General features: G+C 65.3%; 16 protein-coding genes. 12 read left to right on the forward strand and 4 right to left on the reverse strand.

What is annotated here, in order from left to right:
- Positions 1–434 (reverse strand): SDR family oxidoreductase (locus VNW74_RS08975; RefSeq protein ID WP_325676249.1); only part of this gene is annotated, 434 nt, incomplete at its 3' end.
- Between the two features lie 222 nt (positions 435–656).
- On the opposite strand from VNW74_RS08975, the gene VNW74_RS08980 reads away from it, so the two are divergent.
- From VNW74_RS08980 to VNW74_RS08995, 4 genes are all read left to right on the forward strand, one after another.
- The gene (locus VNW74_RS08980) at positions 657–1,496 is read left to right on the forward strand and encodes a lysophospholipase (RefSeq protein ID WP_325676250.1); all 840 of its coding nucleotides are present in this window, start codon (positions 657–659) and stop codon (positions 1,494–1,496) included.
- Between the two features lie 43 nt (positions 1,497–1,539).
- The gene (locus VNW74_RS08985) at positions 1,540–2,289 is read left to right on the forward strand and encodes a DUF2786 domain-containing protein (RefSeq protein ID WP_325676251.1); all 750 of its coding nucleotides are present in this window, start codon (positions 1,540–1,542) and stop codon (positions 2,287–2,289) included.
- A complete protein-coding gene (locus tag VNW74_RS08990; protein ID WP_325676252.1) occupies positions 2,286–2,798 on the forward strand; it encodes a TIGR04338 family metallohydrolase in 513 nt (170 codons plus the stop codon). Before VNW74_RS08985 ends, VNW74_RS08990 begins: the two co-directional genes overlap by 4 nt.
- 117 nt (positions 2,799–2,915) lie before the next feature.
- Entirely contained in the window at positions 2,916–4,979 is a 2,064-nt protein-coding gene (locus tag VNW74_RS08995) for a beta-glucosidase (protein ID WP_325676289.1), read from the forward strand.
- Positions 4,980–5,003: 24 nt separating this feature from the next.
- Here the strand turns inward: VNW74_RS08995 and VNW74_RS09000 are convergent, their stop codons facing one another.
- On the reverse strand, positions 5,004–5,144 hold the full coding sequence (locus tag VNW74_RS09000) for a metallothionein (protein WP_325676253.1): 141 nt from the start codon (positions 5,142–5,144) through the stop codon (positions 5,004–5,006).
- Positions 5,145–5,285: 141 nt separating this feature from the next.
- Here VNW74_RS09000 and VNW74_RS09005 point away from each other — a divergent pair, with 141 nt between their 5' ends.
- A complete protein-coding gene (locus tag VNW74_RS09005) occupies positions 5,286–5,942 on the forward strand; it encodes an O-methyltransferase (protein ID WP_325676254.1) in 657 nt (218 codons plus the stop codon).
- Between the two features lie 193 nt (positions 5,943–6,135).
- Positions 6,136–6,573, forward strand: coding sequence for an SPW repeat protein (locus tag VNW74_RS09010; protein ID WP_325676255.1), 438 nt, complete (start codon positions 6,136–6,138; stop codon positions 6,571–6,573).
- 66 nt (positions 6,574–6,639) lie between these two features.
- Here the strand turns inward: VNW74_RS09010 and ilvD are convergent, their stop codons facing one another.
- Positions 6,640–8,355: a dihydroxy-acid dehydratase gene (ilvD, locus tag VNW74_RS09015; RefSeq protein WP_325676256.1), complete on the reverse strand. Its 1,716-nt coding sequence runs from the start codon at positions 8,353–8,355 to the stop codon at positions 6,640–6,642.
- A 246-nt stretch (positions 8,356–8,601) separates the two neighbouring features.
- Between ilvD and VNW74_RS09020 the strand changes: the two genes are divergently transcribed.
- From VNW74_RS09020 to VNW74_RS09035, 4 genes are all read left to right on the forward strand, one after another.
- Positions 8,602–8,892, forward strand: a complete 291-nt coding sequence (locus VNW74_RS09020; RefSeq protein WP_325676257.1) for a metal-sensitive transcriptional regulator — start codon at positions 8,602–8,604, stop codon at positions 8,890–8,892.
- Between the two features lie 98 nt (positions 8,893–8,990).
- Positions 8,991–10,232, forward strand: coding sequence for an MFS transporter (locus VNW74_RS09025; protein WP_325676290.1), 1,242 nt, complete (start codon positions 8,991–8,993; stop codon positions 10,230–10,232).
- Positions 10,233–10,371: 139 nt separating this feature from the next.
- Entirely contained in the window at positions 10,372–11,409 is a 1,038-nt protein-coding gene (locus tag VNW74_RS09030; protein ID WP_325676258.1) for a L,D-transpeptidase, read from the forward strand.
- Between the two features lie 97 nt (positions 11,410–11,506).
- Positions 11,507–12,835 (forward strand): hypothetical protein, encoded by a 1,329-nt coding sequence (locus tag VNW74_RS09035; RefSeq protein WP_325676259.1) that lies wholly within the window; start codon positions 11,507–11,509, stop codon positions 12,833–12,835.
- A 16-nt stretch (positions 12,836–12,851) separates the two neighbouring features.
- On the opposite strand, the gene VNW74_RS09040 is transcribed toward VNW74_RS09035, so the two are convergent.
- Positions 12,852–14,846: a M13 family metallopeptidase gene (locus tag VNW74_RS09040; protein ID WP_325676260.1), complete on the reverse strand. Its 1,995-nt coding sequence runs from the start codon at positions 14,844–14,846 to the stop codon at positions 12,852–12,854.
- Between the two features lie 43 nt (positions 14,847–14,889).
- Between VNW74_RS09040 and VNW74_RS09045 the strand changes: the two genes are divergently transcribed.
- The gene (locus VNW74_RS09045) at positions 14,890–15,516 is read left to right on the forward strand and encodes a hypothetical protein (RefSeq protein ID WP_325676261.1); all 627 of its coding nucleotides are present in this window, start codon (positions 14,890–14,892) and stop codon (positions 15,514–15,516) included.
- On the forward strand, positions 15,513–16,202 hold the full coding sequence (locus VNW74_RS09050) for a hypothetical protein (protein WP_325676262.1): 690 nt from the start codon (positions 15,513–15,515) through the stop codon (positions 16,200–16,202). Before VNW74_RS09045 ends, VNW74_RS09050 begins: the two co-directional genes overlap by 4 nt.
- Positions 16,203–16,206: the final 4 nt, after the last annotated feature.

Raw genomic sequence — 16,206 nt, forward strand, 5'->3', positions numbered from 1 at the left:
TAGATTGAGGCCGTGTTCACGATGTGCCCGGAGTGCTGCCCGATCATGATCGGATAGACCGCCTGGATACCGTGCACCACACCGCGCAGGTTCACGTCGAAGACATCGTTCCAGTCATCGAGCGTGTAGGAGTCGACTTCACCGCTAACCCCGATGCCGGCGTTGTTGAACAGGTAGTCGATCCGCCCGGATTGCTGCATCACCTCGGCGACGGCGCGCTCAAACGATGGGTAGCTGCGCACATCGAGTTCGATCGCGTGCGCCTTTCCGGCACCATTGTTGAGGCGTTGCGCCAACTCCTGCGCCGCGCCGATCTGACGATCGGCGATCCAGACCTCGGCGCCGTCGTCGACTAATTTGGTGGATAACGCGGCGCCGATGCCGGACGCCCCGCCGGTAACGAATGCGACCTTGCCCGACACGCTCGACGCCATTGCGGAAGGATAATCCCTCACATTCGCAAGTAGAAGAGATGATGTCCGCGAGGTCGTCGACGACGGTCTAGGCAGTCACAGTGCGAGTCCTTATCTGACGGATATGTGCCAGGGGCACCGCTGGCATGGGTGAGCTAATGATGCTCCGCGAGCGCCGCGGCTGCCTGGAAATCGCTGACGCGCGCCCCACCGCGCCGGGCGATTGGGTCTACGCTGCCCCTGATGACAACCACCCGTACCGAACACACCTTCGACGGCGTCGGCGGCGTGCGCATCGTCTACGACGTCTGGACCCCCGACGTCACACCGCGTGCGGTGATCGTCCTTTCGCACGGGCTGGGGGAGCACGCCCGCCGATACGATCACGTCGCCGAGCGGTTCGGCCAAGACGGGCTGGTGACCTACGCGCTCGACCACCGCGGACATGGCCGCTCGGGCGGCAAACGCGTGCTGGTCAAAAACATCTCCGAGTACACCGGCGACTTCGACACCTTGGCCGGTATCGCCACCAAAGAACATCCGGAGTGCATGCGCATCGTGCTCGGCCACAGCATGGGCGGCGGGATCGTGTTCGCCTACGGCGTCGAACACCCTGACGACTACGACCTGATGGTGCTGTCCGGACCGGCGGTGGCGGCCCAGTCCGCCGTATCGCCGCTGCTGGTGCTGGTGGCCAAAACGCTCGGCGCGATCGTGCCGGGCTTGCCGTTGGAGGAGCTCGACGCAAGTGCGGTATCCCGCGACCCGGCGGTGGTGAACGCCTACAACACCGACCCGCTGGTGCATCACGGCAAGGTTCCCGCCGGCATCGCTCGCGCGCTGCTGACGGTCGGTGAGACGATGCCGCAACGGGCCGCCGCGTTGACCGCACCACTGTTGGTCGTGCACGGATCCGACGACCGGCTGATCCCCGTCGACGGCAGCCGCCAGCTGGTCGAGGCCGTGGGCAGTTCCGACGTCGAGCTCAAGGTCTATCCGGGCCTGTATCACGAGGTGTTCAACGAGCCGGAGCGTGATCAGGTGCTCGATGATGTCGTATCGTGGATCAACGCCAGACTGTGAGGCGCCGCACCGGAAAGTCGTAGGGTTCCTTTACTTTGGTGTTATGAGCGACGACAAGATGCTGGCGCGTATCGCCGCCCTGTTGCGTCAGGCCGAAGGCACCGACAACGCCCATGAGGCGGAGGCGTTCATGGCAGCCGCGCAGCGGCTGGCCACGGCGACGTCGATCGACTTGGCTGTGGCGCGGTCGCATTCGGACAAGCGCACGCCCGCGCAGACGCCAGTCCAGCGCACCGTCACCATCGGCGCGGCCGGCACCAGGGGATTGCGGACGTATGTGCAGCTATTCGTGGTCATCGCGTCGGCCAACGACGTGCGCTGCGACGTGGCATCCAACTCGACGTTCGTGTACGCCTACGGGTTTGCCGAAGACATCGACGCCACACACGCCCTGTACGCCAGCCTGGTAGTCCAGATGGTGCGCGCGTCGGATGGCTACATCTCTTCGGGTGCGCACCGGCCGACCCCGACGATTACCGCTCGGTTGAATTTTCAGCTGGCGTTCGGCGCCCGGATCGGGCAGCGGTTGGTCGAAGCCCGCGACCAGACCCAGCGCGAAGCGAAGAAGGATCGTCGTCGCCCGCCGGGAACTGCGATCGCGTTGCGGGACAAGGAGCTCGAACTTCGCGATCACTACCGCAGCGCGTCCAAGGCGCGAGGCACTTGGCAGGTCAGCCGGGCTTCTGCGGGGTATTCGTCGGCAGCGCGGCGGGCGGGAGACCGGGCCGGCAAGCGGGCGCGGTTGGGAACCGGTCCAGAGCTCTCGGGGGCGCGGACCGCGCTGGGGCGGTGAAGGCAGGGGAATCGGCTGGGCGGGATTGGCAGCGCTCGAAGGTCTATGCCGCTGAGCAATTCGTCCGGACACTGTTCGACCGTGCCGCCGAACACGGCTCACGCAGCGTGGATTTCTTCGGCGCGCAGTTGACGCTGCCGCCGGAGGCGCGGTTCGGGTCGGTCCCGGCGGTGCAGCGTTACGTCAACGATGTGCTGGCGTTGCCGTCGGTACGACGACAGTGGCCGAAGGTAGCTCCGCTGACGGTGCGGTCACGGCGAGCCGCCACGGCGGCTCACTACGAAAACCGGGACGGGACGGGCGTTATCGCGGTTCCTGATCTCGATACTGCGGACTGGGCGATGCGTGAGCTGGTGGTGCTGCACGAGATCGCGCATCACCTGTGTGATACGCAACCGGCGCACGGATCGCAGTACGTCGCGACGCTGTGCACGCTGGCCGAGCTGGTCATGGGTCCAGAACTCGGGCATGTCCTGCGGGTGGTGTACGCCAAAGAGGGTGTGCGGTAGCCAGACACGTGGGCAGCGCGACCGATCGGGGCTAGCGTTGGCAAGGTGAGCGATGCAGGCGCCGCGCTCCCCGTCGATACCGACGCCGACGTCCGTGCACGCGAGGTCGAGTCGCAGATGACCGACGATGAGCGATTCTCGTTGCTGGTCAGCGTGATGGGTGCCAGCGATCTGTTGCCGGTGCGGGATGCGCGCATACCGCCGGAGCTCCCCGCCAGCGCCGGTTATGTTCCCGGTGTTCCCCACCTCGGCGTGCCCGCCCTGCTGATGAGCGACGCCAGCCTTGGGGTCACCAATCCCGGCTACCGGCCGGGTGACACCGCGACCGCCCTGCCCGCCGGTCTGGCGCTCGCCGCCGGCTTCGACCCTGCGCTGGCCCGCGCTTCGGGCGAGGCGGTGGGGCGAGAGGCGCGCAGCCGCGGGTTCAACGTGATGCTTGCCGGCGGAATCAACCTGGTCCGCGATCCGCGTGGTGGCCGCAACTTCGAATACCTCTCGGAAGACCCGCTTTTGAGCGCTACCATCGCAGCGGAGTCGGTCAACGGAATCCAGCAGCAAGGCGTAATCTCGACGCTCAAGCACTATTCGCTGAACTGTAATGAAACCAACCGGCATTGGCTGAACGCCGTCATCGATCCCGCCGAGCACCGGGAATCCGACCTGCTGGCATTCGAAATCGCCATCGAGCGGGCTGCGCCGGGAGCGGTGATGACCGCCTACAACCAGGTCAACAGTCAGTACGCAGGCGGAAACGATGTGCTGATCAACGATGTGCTGAAGGTGGCTTGGGGATATCGCGGTTGGGTAATGTCCGACTGGGGTGCGACGCCGAGCTGGGAATTCGCGGTCCGGGGCCTCGACCAGGAATCCGGTGCGCAGATCGACGCTCTGCTCTGGCAGGGTGAGGCGTTCACCGACCGGCTGAGGGTTGCCTTCGCCGAAGGCAAACTGTCTGGCGAGCGTTTGTCGGACATGGTGTGCCGAATCCTGCGGTCTATATTCGCCGTCGGCGCCGACCGATGGGACCGCATGCCAGCGCCCGACATGGCCGCGCACCGCCGGATTGCATTGCAGATTGCGCGGCAGGGCATCGTACTGTTGAAAAACACTGGTGTGCTTCCGGTTTCGTCTACGACCCGACGCATTGCGGTGATCGGCGGCTGCGCTCAGATCGGTGTGCCGGCCGGATGCGGGTCGAGCACCGTGGTTCCGCCCGGTGGCTATGCCGCGGTGTTACCGATCGGCTCGCCCGGTGGTCTGCGCAACCTCTACCTGTTGCCGTCGTCGCCGGTGGCCGAACTGAACAAGCAGTTTCCCAACGCGCAGATTGAATTCGACCCCGGTGTCAGCTCGGCCGAGGCGGCGGGGGCGGCGCGCCGCGCGGATGTTGCGATCGTGTTCGCGGTCAAGGTGGAAGGAGAGGGCTTCGACAGCGCCGACCTGTCGCTGCCCTGGGATCAGGACGCGGTGATTGCCGCGGTCGCAAATGCCAATCCGAACACCGTTGTGGTGCTGGAAACCGGCAACCCGGTTGCGATGCCGTGGCGGGACGCGGTCGAAGCGATCGTCCAGGCGTGGTATCCGGGTCAGGCCGGCGGTCAAGCGATCGCGGAGGTCATCGCTGGTCGGGTCAACCCGTCCGGCCGGTTGCCCGTCACCTTTCCGATCGATCTCGGCCAGACGCCCCGTCCCGAGCTGCCGGTTGTCGATGTCCCGTGGGGTTCTCCGACAACGATCCACTACACCGAAGGCGCCGAGGTCGGCTATCGGGGGTTCGCCAAACGGGGCCACATCCCGATGTTCGCGTTCGGTCACGGCTTGTCCTACACCAACTTTGAACACCGTGACCTGACTGTGGCCGGCAGCGGCACCCTCACCGCCAGCTTCACCGTGGTCAACACCGGCGATCGCGGCGGCGTCGACGTCCCACAGCTATACCTGACCGCGGCTCCCGGCGAGCGGCGGCTGCGATTGCTCGGATTCGAGCGGGTGGAGCTGGAGCCGGGCGATTCTCGGGTGGTGACCATCGAGGCGGATCCGCGGCTGCTCGCCCGTTATGACGGGGTTGCGGGGGGCTGGCGGATCGCCGAGGGCACTCACACGGTGGCGGTGGGGGCCTCGGCGGTGGACCTCGAGCTGACTGCCGAGGTCGAGCTGGCCGGCCGCATCTTCGGGCGCTGACCGGCCAGCGCGAGCGACCAACCGCTAGACGGCGACCATCTCGTCGCCACAGGTGCACCGGTACGGCTGGTCCGCGCCCGCGCAGTGGCATTCGACCTCAATGCGAACCCGACAGCCACAGCCTTCGTGGGAACAGGTCAGTAGTGTTCCTGCCTCGTTTGCCATCTACTCCGCCTTATCTATCTCGAGATCCCTGAGGAAAGGGATCCAGTGGACACCCACAAAGGTAGCATACCCCCCAGGGGTATAGACCACGACACTTTTATCCGGTGGCGGTCGACGAAGGCGGCGGGCTAGCTTTGGCTCATGACTCAGAATCCGAGCCCCGCCGACGTTGACGAATTTTTGGACACCACCGTGGTCGGTGACGATCCCGCATTGTCCGCAGCGCGCGAGGCCAGCGATGCGGCGGGATTGCCGCAAATCGCGGTGTCGACCCAACAAGGTAAGTTCCTGAGCCTTTTGGCCGGTGCGACCAAAGCTCGGCGCATTCTGGAGATCGGCACACTCGGCGGCTTCAGCACAATTTGGCTGGCCCGGGGCGCCGGTCCCGACGGCCGGGTGATCACGCTGGAATACGAGCCCAAACACGCCGAGGTGGCGCGGGCCAACATCGACCGCGCCGGTGTCGGTGACCGGGTCGAAGTGGTGGTCGGCCCCGCGCTGGAGACACTTCCCACCGTGACGCAAGGCCCTTTCGACCTGGTATTCATCGATGCCGACAAGGAAAACAACGCCGGCTACCTGGAATGGGCTGTCCGGCTAACCCGCCCTGGCTCAGTCATCGTGGTGGACAACGTCATTCGCGATGGCACCATCTTGTCACCGGATCCCGACGCCGCTGCCCGGGCCACGCGGCGGACGCTGGAGCTCATGGGTGAACACCCGGCGCTTGACACCGCGGTGCTCCAGACGGTCGGGGTGAAGCACTGGGACGGCTTCGCGCTGGCGCTGGTGAAGTAAGCGGAGGTTGCTAGCGGCGGGTCTTTAACGGCCCGCTTGACCGAGATCAGCTCGGCTCACACGCCCGGAATTCGACGGTCGCGATGACGGCCAATTTCCGTTGCTGGCGTGCCACTGACGAGCGTAATCTTGCAGAAGATCGATGGTTTGCAGCGGGCCCAAAAGGCTTGCTGCATAACAGAAAGGTCACAAAATGAGTACGGTCCATTCATCAATCGATCACCACCCGGATCTATTGGCTCTACGTGAGCGCTACGAGCGCGCTGCAGAGTCGATGACCGCGCACGGCACATTCGGCCTCACACTGCTGACGGCGGTTTATGCGGCTGTGTCGCCATGGATCGTCGGATTCGACGGGACGAGATCGCTTGCTGTCAATGATTTCATCGTCGGAATCGTCTGCGTGGCGCTAGCGTTTACGTTCGCGATGGCGTTAGATCGCAGCCACGGCATGACATGGACGCTGCCGGTCTTCGGAGTGTGGTTCATCGTCTCGCCCTGGGTGCTTCACCACGTCTCGCCGCACGGCGCCATGATCTGGTCGAATGTGATCGCGGGTGCGGTGCTGACGGTGCTGGGCTTGAACGCGATGTACTTCGGTATGCGCGCGCGTAGCTCAACATCAGCCTGACGCGGGCGCACAATTCACTGACTCGGCCGCAGGATGCCGGCCGGGAGAGGCGTTTGCTGCTCTAATCTAACCGCAGACCGCTCCGATGGCGGCCGAACCCACCAGCTTGACGTACTTGGCCAGTACACCGCTGGTGTAGCGCGGTGGCAGCGGAGTGAAACCCTCACGCCGGGAAGCCAACTCGTCGGGGTCCACCAGCACGTCCAAGGCACTTTTGGCGACGTCGAGCCGGATTCGGTCGCCGTCACGCACGAACGCGATCGGTCCACCATCGGCTGCCTCCGGCGCGACGTGCCCCACGCACAGGCCGGTGGTGCCGCCGGAGAACCGGCCGTCGGTCAACAGCAGCACGTCCTTACCCAGGCCGGCGCCCTTGATGGCGCCGGTGATGGCGAGCATTTCACGCATCCCTGGACCGCCCTTGGGGCCTTCGTAGCGGATCACCACCGCGTCACCGTGCGTGATGGTGCCGTCGGCCAATGCGTCCAATGCGGCCCGCTCGCGGTCGAAAACCCTTGCAGTGCCTTCGAACACATCGTCGTCGAAACCGGCCGTCTTGACCACCGCGCCCTCCGGCGCCAGCGACCCGTGCAGGATGGTGATTCCCCCGGTGGGGTGGATCGGATGGTCGAGAGCGCGCAGCACCTTGCCGTCGGGATCCGGCGGGGCGATGTGCGCGAGGTTTTCCGCGACCGTCCGCCCGGCCACCGTCAAGCAGTCGCCGTGCAGCAGGCCGGCATCCAGCAGGGCTTTCATCACCACCGGCACGCCGCCGATGTGATCGACGTCGGACATGACGTGTTGGCCGAATGGCTTGACGTTGGCAAGATGCGGCACGCGTGCGCCGATCCGGCTGAAGTCCTCCAGCGCCAGCTTGACGTTGGCCTCATAGGCGATCGCCAGCAGATGCAGCACCGCGTTGGTCGACCCGCCGAACGCCATCACCACCGCGATCGCGTTCTCGAAAGCCTCTTTGGTGAGGATGTCGCGGGCGGTGATGCCGCGTCGCAGCAATTCGACGACGGCTTCTCCGCTGTGGCGCGCGAATCCGTCGCGGCGGCGGTCGGTCGCCGGCGGCGACGCGCTGCCGGGCAGCGACATGCCCAGCGCCTCGGCGGCACAGGCCATGGTGTTGGCGGTGTACATGCCGCCACACGCCCCCTCGCCCGGGCAGATCGCCCGCTCGATGGCGTCGACGTCCTCCCGCGGCATCAAACCGCGCGCGCAAGCGCCGACCGCTTCGAACGCGTCGATGATGGTGACCTCGCGCTCGCTGCCGTCGGACAGCTTGGCGCGACCCGGCAGAATCGTGCCCGCGTAGAGGAACACCGCCGCCAGATCCAGTCTCGCCGCGGCCATCAACATCCCCGGCAGCGATTTGTCACACCCGGCCAGCAGCACCGAGCCATCCAGGCGCTCGGCCTGCATCACGGTCTCGACGCTGTCGGCGATGAGTTCGCGAGACGGTAGTGAAAAGTGCATGCCCTCGTGGCCCATCGAGATGCCGTCGGACACCGAAATCGTGCAGAACTCGAGCGGATAGCCGCCCGCGGCGAACACCCCGTCCTTAGCCGCCTTCGCCAGTCGGTCCAACGACAGGTTGCAGGGCGTGATCTCATTCCACGACGACGCCACTCCGATCTGCGGCTTGGCGAAGTCGTCGTCATCCATGCCGACCGCCCGCAACATGCCACGCGCGGCGGCCTTCTCCAGGCCGTCGGTGACCTCACGGCTGCGGGGCTTGATGTCGACGGCGGGCGACGGATCGTTGGTGTGGGTCATGATCTGAGGCTCGGTTTGGGGCACAGCCCAAGTATGCGCGTATTGCCATGTCGGCCCAAAATCATTTTTATACCCCAGTGGGGTATAAAAGATGCTGACAGGAAGCCGATTGACCGGGGGCGCGTTGGCGATGGCTCAACTCGGCGTTGACAATGGTGCTAACACCCGCGCCGTCACGAAGACCCACAACATCGTCGCGGCGCGGCAATCCGAGATCGATCAGAAGACCAGAATGCTGGAGGGTAGATGACACCCGCACGCGGATACTCCTCGCAAAAGGACAACTACGCCAAACGACTGCGGCGGATCGAGGGCCAGGTGCGTGGTATCGCCAAGATGATCGAAGACGACAAATACTGCATCGACGTCCTCACCCAGATCAGCGCCGCCAACAACGCACTGCGGTCGGTGGCGCTCAACCTGCTCGACGAGCACCTCGGACACTGCGTCAGCCGTGCGGTCGCCGAAGGCGGAACCGAGGCGGAGGAGAAGCTCGCCGAAGCCTCCGCCGCGATCGCGCGACTCGTCCGGTCCTGATGGCTAACGCGATACGCGCATTGCATGGTTGAGTAGGGGCCGTGGGGCCAGCCCGTGCCGACGGAGCAGCGCGATCGCGCCGCTGGTGGAATGACCCGCTGCCACCGGACCCCGGGAGCGAAGCCCAACCCGCATCGGGCGGACCGTGGACGCCCCGGATATTGGTGCAGTTGGCGGTACTGGCCGCGGCGGCCTTCATCTATGTCACCGCCGAAATTCTGCCGGTAGGCGCATTGCCTGCGATCGCGCGAGGCCTGCACGTCAGCGTTCCCATGGTCGGTACGTTGCTGGCCTGGTATGCCCTGGTGGCGGCCGTCACCACGATTCCGCTGGTCCGTTGGACGGCGCAGTGGCCGCGGCGCCGGGCGCTGCTGCTTTCGTTGGCGTGCCTGACCGCCTCCCAGCTCATCTCGGCGGTGGCGCCAAACTTCGTGGTCCTGGCCGGTGGCCGGGTGCTCTCGGCGATCACGCACGGCCTGATGTTGTCGGTCATCGCGCCGATCGCCACCCGACTGGTCCCGGCCAGCCACTCCGGACGCGCGACAACGGTCGTCTACGTGGGTATCAGCTTGGCGGTGGTGGTGGGCAGCCCCGCCACGGCGGCAATGAGCTTGCTGTGGGGCTGGCGGGTTGCCGTCGCATCGGTGGCCGTGGTGGCCGCCGTGGTCACCTTAGCCGCCTGGGTCGTGCTGCCGGTGCTGACGTTGACCGAGGAGCAGCTGGCCCGCGTCGGCCGTGGGGCCGGACATCACCGCAACAGGCGGCTGGTCGTCGTGAGCTTGCTCACCATGGTCGCGGTCACCGGGCACTACATCTCCTACACCTTCATCGCGGTGATCATCCATGACGTCGTCGGGGTGCGAGGACCGGCTCTGGCCTGGTTGCTGGCTACCTACGGCGTCGCGGGCCTGTTGGCGATGCCGTTGGTGGCCGGGCCGTCGGACCATCGGCCCAGGGCGGCGGTGATGAGCTGCATGGCAGCGCTGTGGGTGACCTTCTTGGTACTGATCGCGCTGGTGTTCCATGGTTCGCCCACCCCGGCGAGCATTGTGATCGGGATCGCCGCGATCGCGTTCTGGGGTGCCACCGCTAACGCGGTATCGCCGATGCTGCAAGCTGCGGCGATGCGCGCCGGAGCGGACGACCCGGACGGCGCGTCCGGGCTGTACATGGCGGCGTTCCAGATCGGAATCATGGCCGGATCCTTCGCCGGCGGGCTGCTTTACGAACGCAGTGTGCTGGCGATGTTGATCGCGTCAGCGGTGCTGATCGGCGCCGGAGCAGCCGGGATGACCGCCGAGCGGCAGCTGTTTGACGTCCCCGCCACCGGCTACCGGTAGAATTCTTCTCAACGATCGACAACACCGCAGGTCAACGGCTCAGAACGGGCCAGCATCCCGGCTGCATCGAGATTGCCGAAGCAGAAGCCGGTGTAACCGCTATGCATACTGGGGTGAGAACGTGACTGGAGGGATAACTATGTCGCGATGGACCAAGGGTCCGCTCGTCGCTGTGTTGAGCGCAGCGGGAATGACCGCTGTGCTGACCTTGGCGAGCGGCTTGGCCCTGGCTGACCCGGAGCCGGCGCCACCGCCCGCGCCCGGTGCGGACGCCCCACCGCCTCCGGTCGACCCGGCCGCGGCACCGCCACCCCCCGCTGACCCGCTCGCGGCGCCGCCGCCGCCACTGCCGGGGGTTGCTGCACCTCCGCCACCGGCGGGCGACCCGTTGGCGCCGCCCGCGGCCACACCGGCCGCCGCTCCGGCGGGTCCTGTTGTGGGGCAGAACCCCGCGCCGTTCACCGGCGCGCCGCCGTTCGTGCCCCCGACCTTCAATCCGGTCAGCGGCTCAACGGTCGGGGTTGGCGAGCCGATCATCATCAACTTCGCGCGGCCGATCGCCGACCAGCCGATGGCCCAACAGGCGATCCATATTTCGTCGACCCCGCCGGTGTCCGGCAAGTTCTATTGGCTGACCCCCAGCCAGGTGCGCTGGCGTCCGCTCAGCTTCTGGCCCGCGCACACCGCGGTGCACGTCGACGCGGCGGGCACTCAGGAGAACTTTGTCACCGGCGATTCGCTGGTGGCCACCGCCGACGACGCGACCCACACGTTGACCGTCACGCGCAACGGGACGGTGGAACAGACCTTCCCGATGTCGATGGGTATGGCGGCGGGCGGTCACCAGACGCCCAACGGCACCTACTACGTGCTCGACAAGAAAGCCAAGGTGGTGATGGATTCATCCACCTACGGTGTGCCGGTCAACTCGAGCTGGGGCTACAAGGTCAACGTCGAGGACGCCGTGCAGTTCGACAACAGTGGCGACTACGTGCACAGCGCGCCGTGGTCGGTGGCCGACCAGGGCAAGCGCGACGTCAGCCACGGCTGCATCAACATCAGCCCGTCCAACGCGAAGTGGTTCTTTACCAACTTCGGCACCGGCGATCCGATTATCGTGAAGAACTCCGTCGGGACCTACTCGAAGAACGACGGCTCTAACGACTGGCAGCTTTAAACAAGTCGAGACGGCGAAATCGACGCGGGAAAGATGCCCGCGGCAATAAATGTGCAGTTTTCGTACCGCGCCTTTATTTTGCTGCTAAGAATCCGTCATGGCCGATGACCCATGCAGCGTCAACGTGGGCTGGAGCATTATGGCGGGTGCGAGTGCCGATTCGACACTAGCCGGAGTGTTAGCGGGCTTTCTGATCGTCGCCGCGACGGCGCTACTGACGCAATGGAATGACCGTTCCGGTCCCGACACGTTCGCGTTGTTCGCTTCTGGGGTGCCGGCCCTCACGCTATCCAGCTATCTCTTTACCGTATTGGCGGGCTCGCAACCTGTCTCGGGATATTGTAGCCAAATGTGGGGCCAATGGCTTCCGGCATTCGCGCTGCTATTGATCGGCGCTGCCGTCCTCTTATGTGGATTAGGATGGGCGCTCGTAAGTTACAGCGACAACCTGGCGGTGAAGCAACTCGAATTGAACCGTCCAATGAAAAGGGTCGAGGAAACCCGCAGATTCTTCATCAGTTTGAGCGGATGCCTCTCGCTCGGCGGTACCACAGCGATGACATGTTGGCTAATTGCCGCCTCAATTGTCTACCTTAAAGCCACCACCGGCAAGGATTGGTGGGGCAAAACGTTTTACCCGTCTTTTGAATTCCTTCAGATCAAATGGTATGAGATGTTCTTTGTGTTCCTTTTCGGTCTTTACGTCGTCGTCCGTTCTGCCTATCTTGTTATCTCGCGCACGCGTGCCGCCAGGTGGGAAAATGTTGCTTCATGCATTAGGTATACCCCGCTTGATACCACGCGGGAGAATGTTGCTTCACACACTGGTCCTACCCCTGCCGTCTTGGAGTCCCGCACTCCACTCGACGTCCGGAAATACAAACGCGCAGAGCGCCTGTGCCAGGAAATTTGCATCGCCGTCGCTATAGGATTATTGACGCTGCTTGCGCTTTTTTTGACGGGACAAGCCGTTCACGAGAAGTTTTCGGTCGCGGCGACCTGCGGCATTATCGGCCTTTTGCTCGGTGGATATATTATTGCTCGATTGGCTTACTGGGGTGTGGCCAGTTTCTTCGGTCGTGCGCTTCCAGAGCAAACGGCGGATAAGAGATTCGCCGATGCCGATGCCAGGGTTCAAAAAACGCGCTCCGCTGAAATACCGGAAGACGCGATCCGAATCAAGTACTCGGTTCGAAGGCTTGGCACGACTTCCTACCACGTTGTCATCTTTGCCATTGTGGGAACGCTGTTCGCCGCGGGATTGACGCAGGGATCGTTCTGGCCCGGGATGACTACCACGTCCCTTTTACTCGGCGGCTTGTACCCCGCCTGTATGTTCCTCGGGCTAAGTTACGCGGTCCCCGCGGGGCCGACTACAAAGTTGCCGGCATGGAAAACGTGGCGAGGCTGGCGCCTTCTGCCCTGATCTAGCGCTCGCGGGCTCAGTTCCAGATCCTGACCCGGCGTTGCGGGTCCAGGTATAGCTCGTCGCTATCCGCGACGTCGAAAGCGTCGTAGAAGGCGTCGATGTTGCGGATGACACCGTTGCAGCGGAACTCCGGCGGCGAGTGCGGGTCGACGGCCAGCCGCCGGAGCGCCTCGGCGTCCCGCGATTTGGTGCGCCACACCTGGGCCCAGCCGAAGAACACCCGCTGCACGCCGGAGAGGCCGTCGACGACCGGAGCGGTCGCGCCATTGAGCGACAGCTGGTAGGCCAGCAGCGCGATGGAAAGACCGCCCAGATCGCCAATGTTCTCGCCTACGGTAAAGGCGCCGTTGACGTGGTGGCCGTTGTCCAGCCCGCGCGGCGTGTAGACGTCGTACTGCTCGATCAGCGCCTTGGTGCGTGCCCCGAACTCGGTGCGGTCGTCGTCGGTCCACCAGTCGACCAGATTGCCGTCGCCGTCGTATTTGGCGCCCTGGTCATCGAAACCGTGCCCGATCTCGTGGCCGATGACCGCGCCGATGCCGCCGTAATTGGCGGCGTCGTCGACGTCGGGGTCGAAGAATGGTGGCTGCAAAATGCCTGCGGGGAAGACGATTTCGTTCATCCCCGGGTTGTAGTAGGCGTTGACGGTCTGCGGGGTCATGAACCACTCGTCGCGGTCGACGGGCCCGCCCAGCTTGGCCATCTCCCGGTCGGAGTTGACCTCGTTACCGCGCCGGTAGTTGCCGTAGAGGTCGCCACGGTCGATCACCAGCTTCGAGTAGTCCCGCCACTTCTTCGGGTAGGCCACTTTGGCGGTGAACTTGTCCAGTTTGACCAGCGCACGTTGCCGGGTCTCCGGGGTCATCCAGTCCAGGTCGCTGATGCTGACCCGATATGCCTCACGCAGGTTGGCGACCAGCGCGTCGATGCGGGCCTTGGCGTCTGGCGGGAAATGGCGCTGCACGTAAAGCTTTCCGACGGCGTCGCCCAGCATGCCTTCCACCAGCCCGACGCCGCGCTTCCAGCGCTCGCGGATCTGCTCGGTGCCGGTGAGCTTGCGGCCATAGAACGCGAAGTCCTCGGCGACCAGCGCATCGGTGAGCAATCCGGCGCGGGCATGGATAAGGCGCCAGCGTGCCCAGCTCTTCCAGTTGTCGAGATCCTCGCTGCGCCAAAGCTCGGCGAAGGTGGTCACGTAATCCGGTTGGCGCACCACAAGTTCGGCGACTCCATCGGGCGTGCCGCCCAGCGCGTCCACCCAGCCGGGCCAGTCGAAACCCGCTGCGTCGGCCTGCAGATCGGCGAAGGTGCGCAAGTTGTAGGTCAGGTCGGCATCGCGGCGTTTGACCACATCCCAGTGCGCGGCAGCCAGTTTGGTCTCCAACGCCACGATTCGTGCCGCGGTCTGGCGATGATCGTCGGGCGTGCCGCCGTAGACGAGCGCGAACATCCGGGCGATGTGATCCGGGTAGGCGGCCAGCAGCTCGGCGTGCTGCTCGTCGCGATAGTAGGACTCGTCGGGCAGTCCCAGCCCCGACTGGCTGACGTGCACCAGGTAGCGGCTGGAGTTCTTGGAGTCGGTGTCGACGTACACACCGACCCCACCGCCCACGCCGGTACGTTGCAGGGCGCCGACAACGGTCGCCAGCACGTCAGCGTTGGCGGCGCCGTCGATCGCCGCCAACTCGTCGAGCAGCGGCTGCACACCCCGCTGTTCGACCGTCTCCTCGTCCAGGAAGCTGGCGTACAGGTCGCCGATGCGTTGCTCGTCGGTGCCGGCCGCCTCAGAAGACGCAGCGTTCTCGCTGACTTCGGTGATCAGGTCGCGCACCTGGACCTCTGCCCGGTCGAACAACGAGCGGAAGGCGCCGTCGGTGGCGCGGTCGGCCGGGATCGCATAGTCGGCCAACCAGCGGCCGTTGACATGGCCGAACAGGTCGTCTTGGGGGCGGGCACCAGCGTCGACATTGCTCAGGTCGATGCCCGAGCGGATAGCTTCTACCGTCACGCCACCATCCTTCCCTATCGCCGCGCCAGGTACCCTCACGGCCATGCCCGACGCCGACCCGACGGAACCAGCGGCCGACGACGGCGATGACGGAGCGGCGCCCGACGAGTTCGACGGGCCGGCCATCTCCGGCTACGGCGTGGCCTCAGCGGCGTTGGGGCTGGTTTCCGTGGCGGCGATCGCGCTGGGTGGGGCCGTCTGGGTGGCGCACCGCAATGACGTCGACGAACGCGGCTACCAGAGCCGAGTCATGCAGGCCGCCGTCGACTGGACCGGCGTGCTGATCAACATGAACACCGGCAACGTCACGGCCAGCCTGCAGCGACTGCACGATGGGACCGTCGGCGAATTGAACGCCGATTTCGACTCCGCCATGCAGCCCTACCAGCAGGTGGTGCAGCGGCTGCAATCGACCACCCACGGTCAGGTCGAGGGAGTGGCATTGGAAGCCGTGCACCACGATCTGGACCTCCAGCCGGGCAGCGGTCGGCCTCCGCCGGAGCAACTGCCGGCCTCGGTCGCCGGTCGCACCGACATGGTCATGGTGGTCGCCACGTCGGTCAGCGAGAACGCGGGTGGCAAGCCGCAGACCGTGCACTGGAACCTGCGGTTGGGGGTCTCCGACGTGGACGGCAAGCTGATGATCTCGCGGCTCGAGTCGATTCGATGAGGAACACCTGGCGGGTGCTGGCGTTCGACATCGCCGCACCCTTGGCCGCGATCTGTGCGCTGCTGGCGATCGGGGTCGTCCTGGGCTGGCCGCGGTGGTGGGTGTCGGCATGCTCGGTGCTGGTGTTGCTGATCGCCGAAGGCGTGATGGTGAATGTCTGGCTGCTGCGCCGGGATTCGGTGACCATCGGCACCGACGACGACGCGCCCGCTCTGCGGCTGGCCGTAGTCGCGCTGTGCGCGGTGGCGGTGGTGTCGGCGGTGCTGACCGGTTACACCCATTGGACGTTGCCGGACCGCCGGCTGAAGGCCGATTCGGCAGAGGTGGTGCGGATAGCGACCGGGATGGCAGAGGCGACGGCCACCTTCTCGCCGCAAGAACCGACGGCGTCGATCGACCGGGCTGCGGCCATGATGGTGCCGGAACAGGCGACCGCGTTCAAGGACAATTTCGGCAAAGCCACAGCGGATTTGGCGCACCGGAACGTCACCGCGTCCGCTTCGACGCTGGAAGCCGGTCTCGAGGCGATCGGGCCGGCTGCGGCCGCCGTGGCGGTGGTCCTGCGCGCTACTCAGAACGCGCCGGGTCAGCCGCCCGGTAACGCGGTGCTGGCGCTGCGCATCGCGCTGACCAAGCAGAGCGACCACTGGCTGGTGCTGGACGTATCGCCGATCAACGCTCGCTAACGAC

The sequence above is a fragment of the Mycobacterium sp. genome (assembly GCF_035570115.1).
GTDB lineage: Bacteria > Actinomycetota > Actinomycetes > Mycobacteriales > Mycobacteriaceae > Mycobacterium.

Bases quoted from the DNA above. Each gene is read 5' to 3' on its own strand.
- VNW74_RS08980 (WP_325676250.1), top strand. From the start codon at position 657: ATGACAACCACCCGTACCGAACACACCTTCGACGGCGTCGGCGGCGTG.
- VNW74_RS08985 (WP_325676251.1), top strand. From the start codon at position 1,540: ATGAGCGACGACAAGATGCTGGCGCGTATCGCCGCCCTGTTGCGTCAG.
- VNW74_RS08995 (WP_325676289.1), top strand. From the start codon at position 2,916: ATGACCGACGATGAGCGATTCTCGTTGCTGGTCAGCGTGATGGGTGCC.
- VNW74_RS09000 (WP_325676253.1), bottom strand. From the start codon at position 5,144: ATGGCAAACGAGGCAGGAACACTACTGACCTGTTCCCACGAAGGCTGT.
- VNW74_RS09005 (WP_325676254.1), top strand. From the start codon at position 5,286: ATGACTCAGAATCCGAGCCCCGCCGACGTTGACGAATTTTTGGACACC.
- VNW74_RS09010 (WP_325676255.1), top strand. From the start codon at position 6,136: ATGAGTACGGTCCATTCATCAATCGATCACCACCCGGATCTATTGGCT.
- ilvD (WP_325676256.1), bottom strand. From the start codon at position 8,355: ATGACCCACACCAACGATCCGTCGCCCGCCGTCGACATCAAGCCCCGC.
- VNW74_RS09020 (WP_325676257.1), top strand. From the start codon at position 8,602: ATGACACCCGCACGCGGATACTCCTCGCAAAAGGACAACTACGCCAAA.
- VNW74_RS09030 (WP_325676258.1), top strand. From the start codon at position 10,372: ATGTCGCGATGGACCAAGGGTCCGCTCGTCGCTGTGTTGAGCGCAGCG.
- VNW74_RS09035 (WP_325676259.1), top strand. From the start codon at position 11,507: ATGGCCGATGACCCATGCAGCGTCAACGTGGGCTGGAGCATTATGGCG.
- VNW74_RS09045 (WP_325676261.1), top strand. From the start codon at position 14,890: ATGCCCGACGCCGACCCGACGGAACCAGCGGCCGACGACGGCGATGAC.
- VNW74_RS09050 (WP_325676262.1), top strand. From the start codon at position 15,513: ATGAGGAACACCTGGCGGGTGCTGGCGTTCGACATCGCCGCACCCTTG.